The 17041-nt window shown below is 70.5% G+C and carries 18 protein-coding genes and 1 pseudogene; 9 read left to right on the top strand and 10 right to left on the bottom strand.

The genetic code is table 11. The features are described from left to right. Positions 1 to 139: 139 nt before the first annotated feature. From ACWD11_RS19200 to ACWD11_RS19180, 5 genes and pseudogenes are all read right to left on the bottom strand, one after another. A pseudogene (locus ACWD11_RS19200) lies at positions 140 to 283 on the bottom strand (IS5/IS1182 family transposase); the annotation flags it as partial. Positions 284 to 366: 83 nt separating this feature from the next. Next, positions 367 to 1296, bottom strand: coding sequence for an amino acid ABC transporter permease (locus tag ACWD11_RS19195; RefSeq protein WP_451284251.1), 930 nt, complete (start codon positions 1294 to 1296; stop codon positions 367 to 369). Beyond that, the gene (locus ACWD11_RS19190) at positions 1293 to 1958 is read right to left on the bottom strand and encodes an amino acid ABC transporter permease (RefSeq protein WP_451284249.1); all 666 of its coding nucleotides are present in this window, start codon (positions 1956 to 1958) and stop codon (positions 1293 to 1295) included. The genes ACWD11_RS19195 and ACWD11_RS19190 overlap by 4 nt, the downstream gene beginning before the upstream one ends. 75 nt (positions 1959 to 2033) lie before the next feature. Continuing rightward, positions 2034 to 2879: a glutamate ABC transporter substrate-binding protein gene (locus ACWD11_RS19185; RefSeq protein ID WP_451284247.1), complete on the bottom strand. Its 846-nt coding sequence runs from the start codon at positions 2877 to 2879 to the stop codon at positions 2034 to 2036. Between the two features lie 79 nt (positions 2880 to 2958). Next, on the bottom strand, positions 2959 to 3735 hold the full coding sequence (locus ACWD11_RS19180) for an amino acid ABC transporter ATP-binding protein (protein WP_389420982.1): 777 nt from the start codon (positions 3733 to 3735) through the stop codon (positions 2959 to 2961). Between the two features lie 291 nt (positions 3736 to 4026). Here ACWD11_RS19180 and ACWD11_RS19175 point away from each other — a divergent pair, with 291 nt between their 5' ends. Together ACWD11_RS19175 and ACWD11_RS19170 are read left to right on the top strand one after the other, a co-directional pair. Beyond that, positions 4027 to 4713 (top strand): response regulator transcription factor, encoded by a 687-nt coding sequence (locus tag ACWD11_RS19175; RefSeq protein ID WP_389420983.1) that lies wholly within the window; start codon positions 4027 to 4029, stop codon positions 4711 to 4713. A 9-nt stretch (positions 4714 to 4722) separates the two neighbouring features. Continuing rightward, complete coding sequence (locus tag ACWD11_RS19170) at positions 4723 to 6114, top strand: sensor histidine kinase (protein ID WP_389420984.1); 1392 nt, start codon at positions 4723 to 4725, stop codon at positions 6112 to 6114. Here ACWD11_RS19170 and ACWD11_RS19165 read toward each other — a convergent pair. Genes ACWD11_RS19165 through ACWD11_RS19155 form a run of 3 tightly spaced genes read right to left on the bottom strand, consistent with a single transcriptional unit; the run spans position 6104 to position 8872 of the window. Next, positions 6104 to 7099, bottom strand: coding sequence for a TAXI family TRAP transporter solute-binding subunit (locus tag ACWD11_RS19165; protein ID WP_451284245.1), 996 nt, complete (start codon positions 7097 to 7099; stop codon positions 6104 to 6106). The two genes, ACWD11_RS19170 and ACWD11_RS19165, sit on opposite strands and share 11 nt — an antisense overlap. Before the next feature lie 59 nt (positions 7100 to 7158). Beyond that, positions 7159 to 8382, bottom strand: coding sequence for a cation:proton antiporter (locus ACWD11_RS19160; RefSeq protein WP_451284243.1), 1224 nt, complete (start codon positions 8380 to 8382; stop codon positions 7159 to 7161). Positions 8383 to 8386: 4 nt separating this feature from the next. Then, positions 8387 to 8872 (bottom strand): cation:proton antiporter regulatory subunit, encoded by a 486-nt coding sequence (locus ACWD11_RS19155; RefSeq protein ID WP_389420987.1) that lies wholly within the window; start codon positions 8870 to 8872, stop codon positions 8387 to 8389. Positions 8873 to 9040: 168 nt separating this feature from the next. On the opposite strand from ACWD11_RS19155, the gene ACWD11_RS19150 reads away from it, so the two are divergent. The 4 genes from ACWD11_RS19150 to ACWD11_RS19135 all read left to right on the top strand — a co-directional run bounded on the left by ACWD11_RS19150 (position 9041) and on the right by ACWD11_RS19135 (position 13467). Continuing rightward, a complete protein-coding gene (locus ACWD11_RS19150; protein WP_451284241.1) occupies positions 9041 to 9991 on the top strand; it encodes a sensor histidine kinase in 951 nt (316 codons plus the stop codon). A gap of 40 nt (positions 9992 to 10031) precedes the next feature. Further along, the gene (locus tag ACWD11_RS19145; RefSeq protein ID WP_389420989.1) at positions 10032 to 10679 is read left to right on the top strand and encodes a response regulator; all 648 of its coding nucleotides are present in this window, start codon (positions 10032 to 10034) and stop codon (positions 10677 to 10679) included. A gap of 47 nt (positions 10680 to 10726) precedes the next feature. Continuing rightward, complete coding sequence (gene miaB, locus ACWD11_RS19140) at positions 10727 to 12244, top strand: tRNA (N6-isopentenyl adenosine(37)-C2)-methylthiotransferase MiaB (protein WP_451284239.1); 1518 nt, start codon at positions 10727 to 10729, stop codon at positions 12242 to 12244. Between the two features lie 515 nt (positions 12245 to 12759). Continuing rightward, a complete protein-coding gene (locus tag ACWD11_RS19135; RefSeq protein WP_451284237.1) occupies positions 12760 to 13467 on the top strand; it encodes a class III extradiol dioxygenase subunit B-like domain-containing protein in 708 nt (235 codons plus the stop codon). Positions 13468 to 13540: 73 nt separating this feature from the next. On the opposite strand, the gene ACWD11_RS19130 is transcribed toward ACWD11_RS19135, so the two are convergent. Further along, positions 13541 to 13921, bottom strand: a complete 381-nt coding sequence (locus ACWD11_RS19130) for an antitoxin (RefSeq protein WP_451284235.1) — start codon at positions 13919 to 13921, stop codon at positions 13541 to 13543. Between the two features lie 24 nt (positions 13922 to 13945). Next, on the bottom strand, positions 13946 to 14227 hold the full coding sequence (locus tag ACWD11_RS19125) for a hypothetical protein (RefSeq protein WP_389420993.1): 282 nt from the start codon (positions 14225 to 14227) through the stop codon (positions 13946 to 13948). Positions 14228 to 14410: 183 nt separating this feature from the next. On the opposite strand from ACWD11_RS19125, the gene miaA reads away from it, so the two are divergent. From miaA to dapF, 3 genes are all read left to right on the top strand, one after another. Next, positions 14411 to 15349: a tRNA (adenosine(37)-N6)-dimethylallyltransferase MiaA gene (gene miaA, locus ACWD11_RS19120; protein ID WP_389420994.1), complete on the top strand. Its 939-nt coding sequence runs from the start codon at positions 14411 to 14413 to the stop codon at positions 15347 to 15349. Positions 15350 to 15457: 108 nt separating this feature from the next. Then, positions 15458 to 15961: a hypothetical protein gene (locus tag ACWD11_RS19115; RefSeq protein ID WP_389421012.1), complete on the top strand. Its 504-nt coding sequence runs from the start codon at positions 15458 to 15460 to the stop codon at positions 15959 to 15961. Between the two features lie 43 nt (positions 15962 to 16004). Beyond that, the gene (gene dapF, locus ACWD11_RS19110; RefSeq protein WP_451284232.1) at positions 16005 to 16874 is read left to right on the top strand and encodes a diaminopimelate epimerase; all 870 of its coding nucleotides are present in this window, start codon (positions 16005 to 16007) and stop codon (positions 16872 to 16874) included. The last annotated feature ends 167 nt before the right edge of the window (positions 16875 to 17041 follow it).

Genomic DNA, 17041 nt, shown 5'->3' with positions numbered 1-17041 from the left:
GGAACCAACGAAGCCCCCCGGCCGTCGGCGTGTTGAGTGAGATCACCACACCAACGACGAGGGGCTTCGCCACGTCACCGCACCTGACCAGCCTGGTTCACCCGACAGCCCAGGATGAAATAGGTTCAGTGAACCTCTTTCATCCTGTATAGTCGCAGGTCAAAAGTGTGCGGATGGCTTGGACGGCGGTGCCGATACGCCGGGTGGAACATCGGGCTCGCCGTAAGAGTCGCCAGGACTTCAGCTGCGCAAAGGCACGTTCGCCGGGAGCCAGAGCCCGTGACCCAACTGCACCTTCAGCGCAGCAAATTGGGCCTCGCGAAACAGCGACGAGACCCAATCGGCTGCCACAATCCGAGCTCCAGTTCAGCGGTGAGACCCGCTAGCCTTTGAGCCGTCTTCAGGTGTGACAGGTGGCGCATGCCCGACGGTCGCGAGGTCTTCGAGCGCTTCCGCTGTAACCACTGCACCCGAGCTCTTCTTGTTGCGCCTAAGCCAGCCTTCCAGCCAGCTCGCGAAGCTTGTGAGAGCGAAGTTGATGACGATGAAGATCACGGCCACGACGGTGAAGCTGGCAATGGTGTTGGCGCCGTAGTACGAGCTCATCGGGCTCACGGCGGCGATCAAGTCGGGGAACGTGAGGACCGCGCCGCCGAGGGCCGTGTCCTTGACGATCACGACGAGCTGGCTGACGATCGCTGGCAGCATTGCGGTGACTGCTTGGGGGAGCAGGATCGATGTCATGGTCTGGGTCTTGCGCAGACCTACGGCCTGCGCGGCCTCCGTCTGACCCTTGGGCAGGGAAAGGATGCCCGCGCGGACGATCTCCGCGAGCACCGAGGCGTTGTAGAGCACCAGGCCTGTGATGACCGCGTACAGGGGGCGATCCTCGGAGCTGACATTCGTGTACTCCGAGTACAGGGCCACGCCGAAAATCATCAGGATCAGCACAGGAATGGCGCGGAAAAACTCGACGACCATGCCGGCCGGTACACGGACCCACGCGTGGTCCGAGAGGCGTGCGATGCCCAAGACCGCCCCGACCGGCAGGGCGATGACCATAGAGAGACCTGCTGCAACCACCGTGTTCTTCAGGCCGGGCAGGATGTACGTGGTCCATGCCTCAGTACCGGAGAAGAATGGCTTCCACTTCTCCCAGTCCAGTTGGCCCTTGTCATCAAGACTCTTGTAAACCCACCACACGAGCCCGGCCAAGGCGATCACAAACAGAGTCGTGAAGAGGACGTTACGACGCTTGGCACGCGGGCCCTGGGCGTCGTACAGGACGGAACTCATCGCTTCACCGCCACCTTCTTGCCCACCCAACCGAGGATCAAGCCGGTCGGCAACGTCAGGCACAGGAACCCGAATGCGAAGACCGCGGAGATCAGCAGGAGTTGTGCCTCGTTTTCGATCATGTCCTTCATCAGCAGGGCTGCTTCGGCCACGCCGATGGCGGCAGCGACCGTGGTGTTCTTGGTAAGTGCGATCAGCACGTTGGTGAGCGGGCCGACGACCGAACGGAAGGCTTGCGGCAACACGATCAGCGTAAGGACCTGCGTAAAGCTCAACCCGATGGCGCGGGCTGCCTCTGCTTGGCCCACTGGAACAGTGTTAACGCCGGAGCGGATTGCCTCGCAGACGAACGCCGAGGTGTATGCGATCAGACCGAGCACGGCGAGCCGGAAGTTGATGGAGTCGAAGTTGTCCGCACCCAGGCTGATGCCAAGGGTCTGGTTCAAGCCAAGAGAAGTGAACAGGATGATCACTGTGAGCGGAATGTTCCGCACCACATTGACGTATGCGGTGCCGAAGCCCCGCATCAGAGGCACCGGGCCGACGCGCATGGCGGCCAAGAGGGTTCCCCAGATAAGGGAACCGACAGCGGAGAGCAGGGTGAGCTGCACTGTCACCCAGAAGGCTCCCAGCAGGTCATAACCTTCAAGAAAGTCGAACACGATCTCCCGCGCTTCCGTATGCGGACTCGCCCCGGTGCGCCGCCCCTCTGGGCGGCGCACCCGTCAGGCGCTACTTCAGCTCTTGATGTCGCCGATCTTCGGTGCGGGCTCGTTCTTGTAGTTCGCGGGACCGAAGTTCTCCTTCACGGCTGTGTCCCAGGAACCGTCGGAGACCATGTCCTCCAGAGCCTGGTTGATCTTGTCCGTGAGGTCGCTTCCCTTCTTGACGCCGATGCCGTAGTTCTCGTTGGTCATCTTGAAGCCGCCGAGCTTGAACTTGCCCTTGAAGCTCTCCTGTGCGGCGTATCCGGCCAGGATCGAGTCGTCCGTGGTCAGCGCGTCAATGGCCTTGTTCTGCAGACCCGTCAGGCAGGCCGAGTACGTCGGGTACTGCTGCAGGTCCGCTTTGGGCGCCAGCTTGTCCTTGACGTTCTGTGCCGACGTCGAGCCGGTCACCGAACACAGCTTCTTGTCGTTCAGGTCCGACGGAGACTTGATCGAGTTGTCGTCCGCCCGGACCAAGACGTCCTGGTGCGCCAGGAGGTACGGGCCGGCGAAGTCGACCTTCTCCTGACGTTCGGGGGTGATCGAGTAGGAGGCGGCGATGAAGTCGACGTCACCACGCTGCAGCATGGTTTCGCGGTCGGCGCTCTTGGCTTCCTTCCACTCGATCTGGTCCTCGTTGTAGCCGAGCTTCTTGGCGACGTAGGTGGCGACATCGACATCGAAGCCCGAGTAGCCCTGCGGCGTCTTCTGGCCGATACCCGGCTGGTCGAACTTGATGCCGACAGTGATCTTGTCGCCGCCGCCCGAGCCGGTGTCGGCGCTGTCGCTGTCCTTGTCGTCGCCGCCACAGGCCGTCGCGGTGAGGGAGAGGACGAGCGCAGCGGCCGCCGCGGCGGTGACCTTGCGGAGCTTCATGGTGAACATCCTTTGTCTGGTGAAGAGATGCGAGCCGTCGGTGCGGTGACGCAGGGCCTGCGAGAGCGCCGGTGCGTCGTCAGTGGTGCAGGATCTTGGACAGGAAGTCCTTGGCACGGTCGCTGCGCGGGTTGCTGAAGAACTGGTCCGGCACAGCCTCTTCGACGATCCGCCCGTCCGCCATGAACACCACACGATTGGCGGCCGAACGGGCAAAGCCCATCTCGTGGGTGACGACGATCATGGTCATGCCGTCCCGGGCGAGCTGCTGCATGACCTCCAGCACCTCGTTGATCATTTCCGGGTCGAGGGCCGAGGTCGGCTCGTCGAAGAGCATGACCTTCGGGTCCATCGCCAGGGCGCGTGCGATGGCCACGCGCTGCTGCTGGCCGCCGGAGAGCTGGGCGGGGTACTTGTCCGCCTGGTTCGCCACACCCACCCGGTCGAGCAGGCCGCGGGCCTTCTCCTCGGCCTGCTTCTTGTCCGCCTTGCGGACCTTGATCTGGCCCAGCATGACGTTCTCGAGCACCGTCTTGTGCGCGAAGAGATTGAACGACTGGAAGACCATGCCGACGTCGGCGCGCAGCCGGGCCAGCTCCTTGCCCTCGTCGGGCAGCGGTTTGCCGTCGATGACGATCGTCCCCGAGTCGATCGTCTCCAGGCGGTTGATGGTGCGGCACAGGGTGGACTTCCCGGACCCGGAGGGCCCGATGACCACGACGACCTCGCCGCGGGCGATCGTCAGGTCGATGTCCTGGAGCACGTGCAACGCGCCGAAATGCTTGTTGACACTCTTCAGGACGACCAGGTCGCCGGTCGCAGCCACGTCTTCCTTGGCCACCGATACTTCGGTCATCGCTCTCAGGCTCCGTCCTCCTCGGTTTCGGAGGACACTAATAACCGTATCCGACCTGCGTCATTAGTCCTGAGGGGAATTTGAGCATCACGATCCGGTAGCAATCAGACACGTGTCGTAGCCCCGGAGACCTGGGCGCGTACCGGGTGGGTAACGACAAGCTCCGCGCAACCGGAACCCACTTGACGGCGTCCTCGTCCATCAGCGTGACTGCCAGGGTGCACGCGCGCGCGTGCACGCTTCGTGTGTAGCGAGGTCACCCGTACGGCCGATGAACAGGAGGGAGACGGGATGCGACTGCTCCTCGTCGAGGACGACAACCATGTCGCCGCCGCCCTGTCCGCGGTCCTGGCCCGGCACGGCTTCGACGTCACGCACGCCCGCAGCGGCGAGGAGGCCCTGCAGGCGCTCGTCCCGGAGGGCGCCGGCTTCGGCGTCGTCCTGCTCGACCTGGGCCTGCCCGACCAGGACGGCTACGAGGTCTGCGGCAAGATCCGCAAGCGCACCAGCACCCCGGTGATCATGGTCACCGCGCGCTCCGACGTCCGCTCCCGCATCCACGGCCTCAACCTCGGTGCCGACGACTACGTGGTCAAGCCGTACGACACCGGTGAGCTGCTCGCCCGGATCCACGCCGTCAGCCGGCGCTCCGTCCACGACGACCCCGCGGCCGGCGGCGACACCGTGCTGCGCCTGGGCCCGGTGCACATCGAACTGCCCACCCGGCAGGTCAGCGTGGACGGCTCGGTCGTCCAGCTGACCCGCAAGGAGTTCGACCTGCTGGCCCTGCTCGCCCAGCGGCCCGGCGTGGTCTTCCGCCGGGAGCAGATCATCAGCGAGGTGTGGCGGACCAGCTGGGAGGGGACCGGACGCACCCTGGAGGTGCATGTGGCGTCCCTGCGGGCCAAGCTGCGGATGCCGGCCCTGATCGAGACCGTGCGCGGGGTCGGCTACCGGCTCGTCGCCCCGGCCGCCTAGCGGGGACGGGTGCGCACACGACTCCTTCCGCTGCTGATCGTTCTGATGGCGGCCGTACTGCTGGCGCTCGGGGTGCCGCTCGCCGTCAGCCTGGCCGCCGCCCAGCAGCAGAAGGTGGTCGTCGACCGCATCGACGACACGGCCTACTTCGCCGCCATGGCCCGGTCCGTCATGGACACTCCCGAGGGCCCGCGCGACGAGGGCCGCACCCTGAGCCGGGAGCTGGAGAGCTACCACGGCGTATACGGCATCCGGGCCGGTGTCTTCCTGCCCGGCGACGCCCCGCTGGCCAACGCCCCGCGGACCTGGTTCCTGCCCGACTCGGGCGAGGTGCGCGACGCCTTCGAGGAGGCGCTGCTCAGCCGGCGCAGCCATGACCCGCGGCAGGTGTGGCCCTGGCAGCGCAACCGCCTGGTCGTCGCCTCACCGGTGGTCCGGGACGGCGATGTCGTCGCGGTCGTCGTCACCGACTCGCCCACCGGGGACATGCGCTCGCGCATCCTGTACGGCTGGCTGGTCATCGCCGCGGGCGAGTTCGCCGCGATGCTGCTCGCCGTCGGCGCCGCGCTGCGGCTCACCGGCTGGGTGCTCAGACCCGTACGCGTCCTGGACGCCACCACCCACGCCATCGCGAGCGGCGCGCTGAAGTCCCGGGTCGCGGCGGCCGGCGGACCGCCGGAACTCCAGCGCCTGGCCCGGTCGTTCAACGAGATGGCGGACAACGTCGAGGGCGTCCTGGAGCAGCAGCGCGCCTTCGTCGCCGACGCCTCGCACCAGCTGCGCAACCCGCTCGCCGCGCTGCTGCTGCGGATCGAGCTGCTCGCCTTCGAACTGCCCGAGGGTAATCAGGAGATCGCCTCGGTCCAGGCCGAGGGCAAGCGTCTCGCCCAGGTCCTGGACGGCCTGCTCGACCTCGCGCTCGCCGAGCACACCGCCGCCGACCTGCGGCTCACCGACATCGGTGCGCTGACCGCCGAGCGGGTCGCCGCCTGGTCGCCGACGGCCGCGGCGAAGGGGGTCGAGCTGGCCGGGGACTGCCCGGCCACCACCGCCTGGGTGGACCCGGTGGCGCTGTCGTCCGCGCTGGACGCGGTGATCGACAACGCCGTGAAGTTCACCCCGCGGGGCGAGCGGGTCGAGGTGGTGGTCGCCTCCAACGGCGACAGCGCGACCGTCGTGGTCGCCGACCGCGGGCCCGGGCTGACCGACGAGGAACTGGTCCGCATCGGCGACCGCTTCTGGCGCAGCGGCCGCCATCAGAACGTCAAGGGCTCCGGCCTGGGCCTGTCCATCTCCCGGGCCCTGCTCTCGGCGGGCGGCGGATCGATCGCGTACGGCCATCACGAGCCGCACGGGCTGAAGGTGACGGTGCGGGTGCCGCGCAGCGAGGCTACGGCTTGACCGAGCGGTAGTAGCGCCGGGCGCCCTCGTGCAGCGGCAGGGGGTCGGTGTAGATCGCGGTGCGTACGTCGACCAGTTGTGCGGAGTGGACGTGGGCACCGATGCCGTCCCGGCTGTCGAGCACGGTCCGGGTCAGCCACTCGGTGAGCCGGGGGTCCAGGTCCTTGCGGGTCACCAGCAGGTTGGAGACGGCCATGGTCGCGACCGTGGAGCCGTTCTGAATCGTCTTGTAGGCCGATTCCGGCATGTTGGTGGCCCGGTAATAGCGGGTGGCGCCGCCCTGCGCGTGCACCCGGGCGACCATCGAGGACTCGATCGGCACGAACCGGAAGGCGGAGGTCTCGGCCAGCTCCCGCAGCCCGCGCGTGGGCAGGCCGCCGGACCAGAAGAACGCGTCCAGGTCGGAGCCCAGCCGCTTCGGTCCGGTGTCGATGCCGTCGGAGCGGGGCGTGATGTCCTTCGCCGGGTCGATGCCCGCCGCCCGCAGCACCCGGTTGGCGATCAGCCGCACACCCGAGTTCGGTAGCCCTATGGCCACCCGCTTGCCCCGCAGGTCCGCGACGGACTCGATGTCGGAGTCCGGCGGGACGACCAGCTGCACATAGTCGTCGTACAGCCGCGCCACCCCGCGCAGCAGGTCCGCGCCGGTGCCGCCGTCGGTCTCGTACGTGTCCACCGCGTCGGCCGCGGCGATGGTCACGTCGGCGTTCCCGGTCGCCACACTGCGCACGTTCGCCAGTGAGCCGTCGCTCGTCTTCAGCTTGACCGTCAGGCCCGGCATGTCCTTGGCGAGCTCCTTCTGGAGCCGCTCGCCGTACTCGTGGTACACCCCGGCCTCGGTGCCCGTGCTGAAGGTGATCGTCCCGCTCGGCGGGTCCTCGCCCAGCGGCAGCAGCCACCACAGCAGCAGCCCGAGCGCGACGAAGCCGGCGACCGCGCCCTGAAGGGCCCGGCGCCTGCCGGCAGAGGGGAACAGCGTGGGCATGCGGCGATACTGCCAGGCCCTTCACCCCCCTGACCAGGGGCGGCGCCGCGCGGCCGCCGCTATACGTCGGCCACCGGGGCCTCCGTTTCCTCGTACCGCCGGGATTCCTGCCGCCTGCGCACCGCCGGTCCGCGGTCCGTCCACCACATCGCCACCGGCTCCGTGAACCGTGCCGTCAGCGGGCCGACGATCACCAGGATGAGGACGTAGGCCGTGGCCAGGGGCCCCAGCGACGGCTCGATACCCGCGCTCACCGCCAGCCCCGCGATGACGATGGAGAACTCGCCGCGGGCCACCAGGGCACCGCCCGCGCGCCAGCGGCCCTTGACGGAGATGCCCGCCCGGCGCGCCGCCCAGTACCCCGTGGCGATCTTCGTCGCCGCCGTCACCACCGCGAGCGCGAGGGCGGGCAGCAGGACCGGGGGGATGCTCGCCGGGTTGGTGTGGAGGCCGAAGAAGACGAAGAACACCGCGGCGAACAGGTCCCGCAACGGGCTGAGCAGGGTGTGCGCGCCCTCCGCCACCTCCCCGGACAGGGCGATGCCCACCAGGAAGGCGCCCACCGCCGCGGACACCTGGAGCTGCTGCGCGACGCCCGCGACCAGGATGGTCAGCCCCAGCACCACCAGCAGCAGCTTCTCCGGGTCGTCGCTGGAGACGTAACGGGAGATGACCCGGCCGTAGCGGACCGCGACGAACAGGACGAGTCCCGCCGCCCCCAGCGCGACGGCCAGCGTGACACTGCCCGCCAGCAGGCCCGCCCCGGCGACCAGGGCCGTGACGATGGGCAGGTACACCGCCATCGCCAGGTCCTCCAGGACCAGCACGCTGAGGATCACCGGTGTCTCGCGGTTGCCGATCCGGCCCAGGTCGCCCAGGACCTTCGCGATGACGCCCGAGGAGGAGATCCAGGTGACGCCCGCCAGCACCACGGCAGCCACCGGGCCCCAGCCGAGCAGGAGGGCCGCCAGCGCGCCCGGGACGGCGTTGAGCGCGCAGTCGACGAGGCCGGCGGGGTAGTGGGCCTTGAGGTTGGTGACGAGATCGCCGGCCGTGTACTCCAGGCCCAGCATCAGCAGCAGCAGGATGACGCCGATCTCCGCGCCCGCGGCGATGAACTCCTCGCTGGCCCCGAGCGGCAGCAGCCCGCCCTCGCCGAAGGCCAGCCCCGCGAGCAGGTACAGCGGGATCGGCGAGAGCCGGAAGCGGGCGGCGGCCCGGCCGAGCAGACCCAGACCGAGGATGATCGAACCGAACTCGATCAGCAGGATGCCGGAGTGCACCGGTTCACTCCCGCCCGAGTATCGACGCGGCGGCGTCCACACCCTCGCGGGTGCCGATGACGATCAGGGTGTCGCCGCCCACCAGCCGGAAGTCCGGCGCCGGGGACGGGATCGCCTCGGCCCGGCGCAGCACCGCCACCACGGAGGCGCCCGTCTCGGTGCGCATCCGGGTGTCGCCGAGCAGCCGGCCGTTCCAGCGCGAGGTCGCGGCCACCTCGATCCGCTCGGCGACCAGGCCCAGATCGGTGGTGTAGAGCAGGCTCGCGCTGTGGTGGGACGGCTTGAGGGCGTCGATCAGCGAGTCCGCCTCGGAGCCGGTCAGCCGCAGCGACTGCAGGCACGAGTCGGGATCGTCGGCCCGGTACACGTTCACCGTGCGGCCGCCGTCGCGGTGTGCCACCACGGACAGATGGCGGTGTTCCCGTGTCACGAGGTCGTACTGGACCCCGATGCCGGGCAGCGGCGTCCGCTTCAGGCGTGGAGCTGACACGTTTGTTCCCCTTGCCGTTCGTGATCGTTTCGATGGCTCGGTCGGCATGCTGCCAGGCCCCCGTACGGTGGCGATATGGGTGTCGTCACGGATATACGCGATCGGACTCGAGCATCGAGGCTGGTGACGGCCGTGCCCCGGAGAGCCGGAAGGAGCCGGAACGCGCCCGTGTCCCTGTTCTGGCGGATCTTCTCGCTCAACGCCGCGGGCCTGGTGGTGGCCGCGGCCCTGCTGCTCGGTCCGGTCACCGTCTCGACACCCGTGCTGCCGGCCGAGGCCCTGGTCGTCGTCGCGGGCCTCGCGCTGCTGCTGGTCGCCAACGCCCTGGTGCTGCGTCTCGGCCTCGCCCCGCTGCACCGGCTCGGCCGCGCCATGGCCGCCGCCGACCTGCTGCGGCCCGGGGCCCGCGCGGTGGTCGCGGGACCGGCCGAGGCGGCCGAGCTGATCACGACGTACAACACGATGCTCGACCGGTTGCAGAGCGAGCGGGCCGCCGGGGCCGCCCGCGCGCTGTCCGCGCAGGAGCGGGAGCGCCACCGGATCGCGCGGGAGCTGCACGACGAGGTCGGCCAGACCCTGACCGCCGTGCTGCTCCAGCTCAAGCGGGTCGCCGACCGGGTGCCCGCGGAACTGCGCGAGGACGTCGGCCAGGCGCAGGAGGCGACCCGGGCCGGCCTCGACGAGATCCGGCGCATCGCCCGCCGGCTGCGCCCCGGCGTCCTGGAGGAACTCGGCCTGGTCAGCGCCCTGCGTTCGCTCGCCGCCGAGTTCACCACGCACGGCCTGACCGTCCGCCACCACGTGCCCGCCGAGGCGCCCCCGCTCACCGAGGAGTCCGAACTCGTGCTCTACCGGGTCGCCCAGGAGGGCCTGACCAATACCGCCCGCCACGCCGGCGCCGACCGCGCGGAGATCACGCTCCACGTCCTCTCCTACGGCGTCGAACTCGTCGTACGCGACAACGGCAAGGGCGTCGGGGATTGCCCCGAGGGCGCCGGAATCCGCGGGATGCGGGAGCGGGCGCTGCTGGTGGGGGCGGAGCTGGCCGTGGGGCCGGGACCGGACGGCGGTACCGAGATACGGCTGCGGGTGCCGGCCGGGGCCGCGGGAGGCCGCTGATGCCGATCCGGGTGCCGGCCAGGGCTGCGGGAGACCGCTGATGCCGATCCGGGTGCTCCTGGCCGACGACCACACCCTCGTGCGCCGGGGCGTGCGGCTCATCCTGGACGGCGAACCGGACCTGGAGGTCGTCGCCGAGGCCGCCGACGGTGCCGAGGCGGTCGCGCTGGCCCGGTCCCGCGAGGTCGATCTCGCGGTGCTGGACATCGCCATGCCCCGCATGACCGGCCTGCAGGCGGCCAGGGAACTCTCCCGGCGACTGCCGGACCTGCGGATCCTGATCCTCACCATGTACGACAACGAGCAGTACTTCTTCGAGGCGCTGAAGGCGGGCGCGGGCGGGTACGTCCTCAAGTCCGTCGCCGACCGCGATCTCGTCGAGGCCTGCCGGGCGGCCGTACGCGACGAACCGTTCATCTACCCCGGGGCCGAACGCGCCCTGGTGCGCTCGTACCTGGAGCGGCTGCACGGCGGTGACCGGCTGCCGGAACGGCCCGTGACCGAGCGCGAGGAGGAGATCCTCAAGCTGGTCGCCGAGGGGCACACCTCCAAGGAGATCGGCGAGCTGCTCTTCATCAGCGCGAAGACCGTCGAGCGGCACCGGGCCAACCTGCTGCAGAAGCTGGGCGTGCGGGACCGCCTGGAGCTGACGCGGTACGCGATCCGGGCCGGGCTGATCGAGCCCTGAGGCGGCGGCCGGGAAGGGCGCTCCCGGCGCGCCCTTACCCTTGTGCCATGAGCAGCATCGACCGGAGCCACGCCGTGGACGTCAAGCGAACGTATGAGGTGCGCACCTACGGGTGCCAGATGAACGTCCACGACTCCGAGCGATTGTCCGGACTGCTCGAGGAGGCCGGTTACGTCCGCGCCCCCGAGGATGCCGACGGTGACGCCGACGTCGTCGTCTTCAACACCTGCGCCGTCCGTGAGAACGCCGACAACCGGCTCTACGGCAACCTCGGACGCCTCGCGCCGAGGAAGGCCTCGCGGCCCGGGATGCAGATCGCGGTCGGCGGCTGCCTGGCGCAGAAGGACCGCGACACCATCGTGAAGAAGGCGCCCTGGGTGGACGTCGTCTTCGGCACGCACAACATCGGCAAGCTGCCCGTCCTGCTGGAGCGCGCCCGCGTGCAGGAGGAGGCACAGGTCGAGATCGCCGAGTCGCTGGAGGCGTTCCCGTCGACCCTGCCGACCCGGCGCGAGAGCGCCTACGCGGCCTGGGTGTCGATCTCGGTCGGCTGCAACAACACCTGCACCTTCTGCATCGTCCCGGCCCTGCGCGGCAAGGAGAAGGACCGCCGCCCCGGCGACGTCCTCGCCGAGGTCGAGGCGCTGGTCGCCGAGGGCGTCTCCGAGATCACGCTGCTCGGGCAGAACGTCAACGCCTACGGCAGCGACATCGGCGACCGCGAGGCGTTCAGCAAGCTGCTGCGGGCCTGCGGGAAGATCGAGGGCCTGGAGCGGGTCCGGTTCACCTCCCCGCACCCCCGCGACTTCACGGACGACGTGATCGCGGCGATGGCGGAGACCCCGAACGTGATGCCGCAGCTGCACATGCCGCTCCAGTCCGGTTCGGACACCGTCCTGAAGGCGATGCGCCGCTCGTACCGGCAGGACCGTTACCTCGGGATCATCGAGAACGTGCGGGCCGCGATCCCGCACGCCGCGATCACCACCGACATCATCGTGGGCTTCCCCGGCGAGACCGAGGAGGACTTCGAGCAGACGATGCACGTGGTCCGCGAGGCCCGCTTCGCCCAGGCGTTCACCTTCCAGTACTCCAAGCGCCCCGGCACCCCGGCCGCGACCATGGAGAACCAGATCCCCAAGGAGGTCGTCCAGGCGCGCTACGAGCGTCTCGTCGCCCTTCAGGAGGAGATCTCCTGGGAGGAGAACAAGAAGCAGGTCGGCCGCACGCTGGAGCTGATGGTCGCGGAGGGCGAGGGCCGCAAGGACGGCGCCACCCACCGCCTCTCCGGCCGCGCCGCCGACAACCGCCTGGTCCACTTCACCAAGCCGGACCAGGAGGTCCGCCCCGGTGACGTGGTCACGGTCGATATCACCTACGCCGCCCCCCACCACCTCCTGGCCGAGGGCGACGTCCTCTCCGTGCGCCGCACGCGCGCGGGCGACGCCTGGCAGAAGCGCACCGCCGCGGCGGCGGCCGAGCCGGCGGGCGTGATGCTGGGCCTGCCGACGATCGGCGCCCCGGAGCCACTGCCGGCGACCACCGGAGGCTGCGCCCTCGGCTGACGGCTGGAGTGGGGCGGACCTCGGCTGCGCCTGCGGGGGCGGGGTGGGCGTCGGTTGTCGGCGGGGGCGGGGTGGGCGTCGGTTGTCGGCTGGGGTGGGGCGGGTCCGGTTGTCGGCTGGGGTAGCGGGTAGCGCTGGCCTCGACTGATGAGCGGGGTTTCGCGCGGGCCTGTGCTGCGCCTGCGGTGGGGTGGGCCCGGTTGTCGGCTGGGGTAGGGCTGGCCTGGACTGATGAGCGGGTTTCGCGCGGGCCTGTGCTGCGCCTGCGGTGGGGTGGGCCCGGTTGTCGGCTGGGGTAGCGCGTACCTCGACTGATGAGCGGGATTCGCGCGGGCCTGTACTGCGCTGCGGTGGGGCGGGCCTCCGCTGACGGTTGGGGTAGCGCGTGCCTCCACTGATGACCGTGGTGGCGCAGTCCTCGGCTGACGCCCGGGGTTCGCGCGGGCCTCGACTGCGCCCGTGGTGGCGTGGGCCTCGGCTGACGTCCGCGGTCGGGCGGGGTTACGCTGCCGATCATGCTTGTCGCCGCCGCCGTCTGTCCCTGTCCGCCCCTGCTCGTGCCCGAGGTCGCCTCGGGGGCGGCGCCCGAGCTGGACGCCGCGCGTGCCGCGTGCGCGGACGCGCTCGGGGTGCTGGCCGCCGCGCGGCCCGACCGGCTGCTGGTCGTCGGGCCCGCCGTGGAGGAGGGGCGCGGGACGTTCCCGGCGGGGTCGCGGGGCTCCTTCCGGGGCTTCGGCGTGGAAGTCGACGTACAGCTGGGAACGGCGGCCGGGTCCGGGCGTGAGCTGCCGGCGTCGCTGGCGGTGGCGGCGTGGCTGCTGGAGCGGGTCGGATGGGCCGATGCCCCGGTCGAGGGACTGGGGGTGGGGGAACCTCTGGCCGCCGAGCGGTGTATCGAAGTGGGAAGGGAGATCGCCGCGGGCCCGGACCGGGTGGCGATGCTGGTGATGGGCGACGCCAGCGCCTGTCGCACGCTCAAGGCACCCGGCTACCTCGACGAGCGCGCGGAACCCTTCGACGCCGCCGTCGCGCGGGCGCTGGGCGCGGCGGACCTGGGCGCGCTCAGGGGGCTGGACGCCGAGCTGGCGTCCGAGCTCAAGGCGTCCGGCCGGGCGCCCTGGCAAGTTCTCGCGGGCGCCGCGGAGGGTGCCGGGCTGTCCGGGGCGCTGCTGTACGAGAGCGCGCCGTACGGCGTGGGGTATCTCGTCGCGACCTGGTCGTAGCGCCTGCACGACGGCGGACGGCCGGGAGCGGGTCTGCTCCGCGGCCGTCCGTCGTTGTGCCGTGTCGCCTTGATCAGGTGGTCGGAGGCGGCGTGCCGGGCGGGGTGCTCGGCGGCGTGTGCGGCGGGGGGTTCGGCGGGGAGTACGGCGATGTGGCGCCGCCGCCCGTGCCAGTGCCTGTGCCGGTGCCCGAGCCAGTGGCTGTGCCAGTGGCCGTGCCCGTGCCCATGCCCGTGCCGTCCTCGTCCTTGTGCGCGAGTCGGTCCACGGCGCCCTTGGCCTTGCCCGAGCCCTTCTGGATCTTGTCGCTGTACTTGCCCTTGGTCTTCTCGTCGACGACCTTGGCAGCCTTGTCCAGGCCGTGCTGGACCTTGTCGCCGTGCTGCTGGGCGAGGTCGGTCACCTTGCCCTTGGCAGGTCCGAGCTTGGCCTTCAAATTGTCCAGGAGACCCATCGTTCGCCTTCCCACGCGGGATCGTCAGCTGCGGGCGCCCTCGCCGGCCTCTCGCTCGGCCGCCTCGTCGGCGGACTGCTGCTTGGGGATCTCGACGCCGTCCGCGGACTCGGACCCGACGGCCGCCGTCGTCTCCTGCGGAGCCCGGGCCTCGGTCCCGGCCGGCTCCTTCGCCCCGGTGGCCTCTTCCGGCTGAGCCGCCTCTTCCGCCTCGGTCCCGGCCGCACTGGTGTCGGCCCCTGCCTCGGCGGCCGACGCCTCCTGCGACGTCTTCGACCTCCGAAGAAGCCGTGCCAAAACGCCCATATCAACTCCATACGTTACTCGTGCGGGCGAAATCCCGCGTCGTCCGGTGCGTCCGTTTGCGTCGCCCGGATCGCCGCCTCTCGGGGACCGGCGGCGCGAACCACGCATCTGGCAACGACGCCGGATCCGCCCCGTCACGTAACTCGTTCGAGGCCACCCCGTGAGGTTTGCGAGACTGGGTCGGTGAGCAGCACACCTCCCGCCCCCCGCGTCATCGCCGTCGTCGGCCCCACTGCGGCCGGAAAGTCCGATCTGGGCGTCTTCCTCGCCCAGCGGCTCGGCGGCGAGGTCGTCAACGCCGACTCCATGCAGCTGTACCGAGGGATGGACATCGGCACCGCCAAGCTGACGCCCGAGGAGCGGTCCGGCGTCCCGCACCACCTGCTGGACATCTGGGACGTCACCGTCACCGCCTCGGTCGCCGAGTACCAGCGGCTCGCCCGGGAGCGGATCGACGCGCTGCTCGCCGAAGGGCGCTGGCCGATCCTGGTCGGCGGCTCCGGCCTGTACGTCCGTGGCGCCGTCGACAACCTGGAGTTCCCCGGCACCGACCCCGAGGTCCGGGCGCGCCTGGAGGAGGAGCTGACGCTGCGCGGTGCGGGCGCGCTGCACGCCCGCCTGGCGGCCGCCGACCCGGACGCCGCGCACGCCATCCTGCCCAGCAACGGCCGCCGTATCGTCCGTGCCCTCGAGGTGATCGAGATCACCGGCCAGCCCTTCACCGCCAACCTCCCGGGCCACGACTCGGTCTACGACACGGTGCAGATCGGCGTCGACGTCGCCCGGCCCGAACTCGACGAGCGCATCGCCCGCCGGGTCGACCGGATGTGGGACGCGGGACTCGTCGAGGAGGTGCGCGCACTGGAGGCGCAAGGGTTGCGCGAGGGGCGTACGGCCTCGCGCGCGCTCGGCTACCAGCAGGTCCTCGCGGCGCTCGCCGGTGAGTGCACCCTGGACGAGGCCCGCGCCGAGACCGTACGAGCCACCAAACGCTTCGCGCGCCGCCAGGATTCATGGTTCAGGCGCGACCCTCGGGTGCACTGGCTGAGTGGGGCTGCGGCGGATCTCACAGAACTTCCGCACCTCGCACTGGCGTTGGTCGAACGACCGGTTACAGCCTGATCACGTCCTGGCATCGGGACGCTCCGGCCGTCATCGCGGCCTCCGGCGCCGTGCCATCATCGAGCTTCGATCGACCAAGTGGAGTCCGAGTTGGGAGGGCGCGTGGCGATGGAGGCCGGCCCTCGCGACACCGCACAAGGCACCGAACCCGTCACCAGTGACCGGGGCGAACCGGAGCAGGACGGCGACCGTCTGAGCCCGGACGGCCCCGACGACACAGAGGGCGGCGTGACCGCCGACGGCCCCGAGCCGGAGGAGATGTTCACCGGCGGCCCCGAGGTCGAGGTCGAGCTGCGCCCGCAGCGCCGACTGCGCATCTGGCAGCTCGCCCCCATCGTGTCGCTGGCCGCGGTCGGCTCCCTGATGTTCGCCTTCCCGCTCGCCTTCGACTTCGGCGACAGCGGCGCGGTGATCGCCATGCTGGGCCTGCTGATCTGCTCGTGCGCCGCGGGCTGGGGCATGATGGCGGCCCGCCGCGTGGGGTACACCTGGCCCGGCCTGCCGCAGCGCGGCTCCGGCAGGCGCCCGGACTGGCGGGTGGTGCTGGCGTACGTGCTCGTCGTGGCCGTGGTCGTGGTACTGGCCGTGTGGCGCGTGGCAAGACTGCGCTGACCGGGTTTCGGGCACTGTCGGTGGCGCCCCGTACGATCGAGGCATGAGCACGCGGATCGCCTTCCTCAAGGGTCACGGCACCGAGAACGACTTCGTGATCGTCCCGGACCCCGAGAACGCCATCGACCTGCCCCCCTCGGCCGTCGCCGCCCTGTGCGACCGGCGCGCGGGCATCGGCGGTGACGGCCTGCTGCACGTCGTGCGGTCCGCCGCCCACCCCGAGGCGAAGGACATGGCGGCCGAGGCCGAGTGGTTCATGGACTACCGCAACGGCGACGGCTCCATCGCCGAGATGTGCGGCAACGGCGTCCGCGTCTTCGCCCGCTACCTCCAGCGCGCCGGACACGTCACCGAGGGAGACCTCGCGATCGCCACGCGCGGGGGCGTCAAGCGCGTGCGCCTCGCCCAGGACGGGGACGTCACGGTCGGCATGGGCAAGGCGCTCCTGCCCGAGGGCGACGTCACGGTGAGCGTCGGCGAGCGCAGCTGGCCCGCGTGGAACGTGAACATGGGCAACCCGCACGCCGTGGCCTTCGTGGAGGATCTCGCGCACGCCGGCGACCTGCGCTCCGCGCCGCCGTTCCGCCCTGCGTCGGCCTACCCGGACGGGGTGAACGTCGAGTTCGTCGTGGACCGCGGCCACCGGCACGTCGCCCTGCGCGTGCACGAGCGCGGCGCCGGTGAGACCCGCTCGTGCGGCACGGGCGCGTGCGCGGTCGCCGTGGCCGCGGCCCGCCGGGACGGCGCCGATCCCTCGGTCACCGGTACCCCGGCGACGTACACCGTCGATGTGCCCGGTGGCACCCTGGTGATCACCGAGCGGCCCGACGGCGAGATCGAGATGACCGGACCCGCGGTGATCGTCGCCGAGGGCACCATCGACGTCGGCTGGCTGGAGACGCTCGCCCGCTGAGCCGGGCAACGACTTGATATCGGTGTGCCGGGCATTCGGTCGGCGCGGGCGCTCCTTCCCCGGTCGCCCGGTCGAGGATCGAAACCCCGGTCGGCCGCAGGTCGCGGGGTTCGAAACCGTAAACCTGCGAACCTTCGCTCGAATGGGTGATCCGTTTCACGCTCGGC

Source organism: Streptomyces sp. NPDC002776 (assembly GCF_053592195.1).
This window is presented reverse-complemented; position numbering and strand designations above follow the sequence as displayed.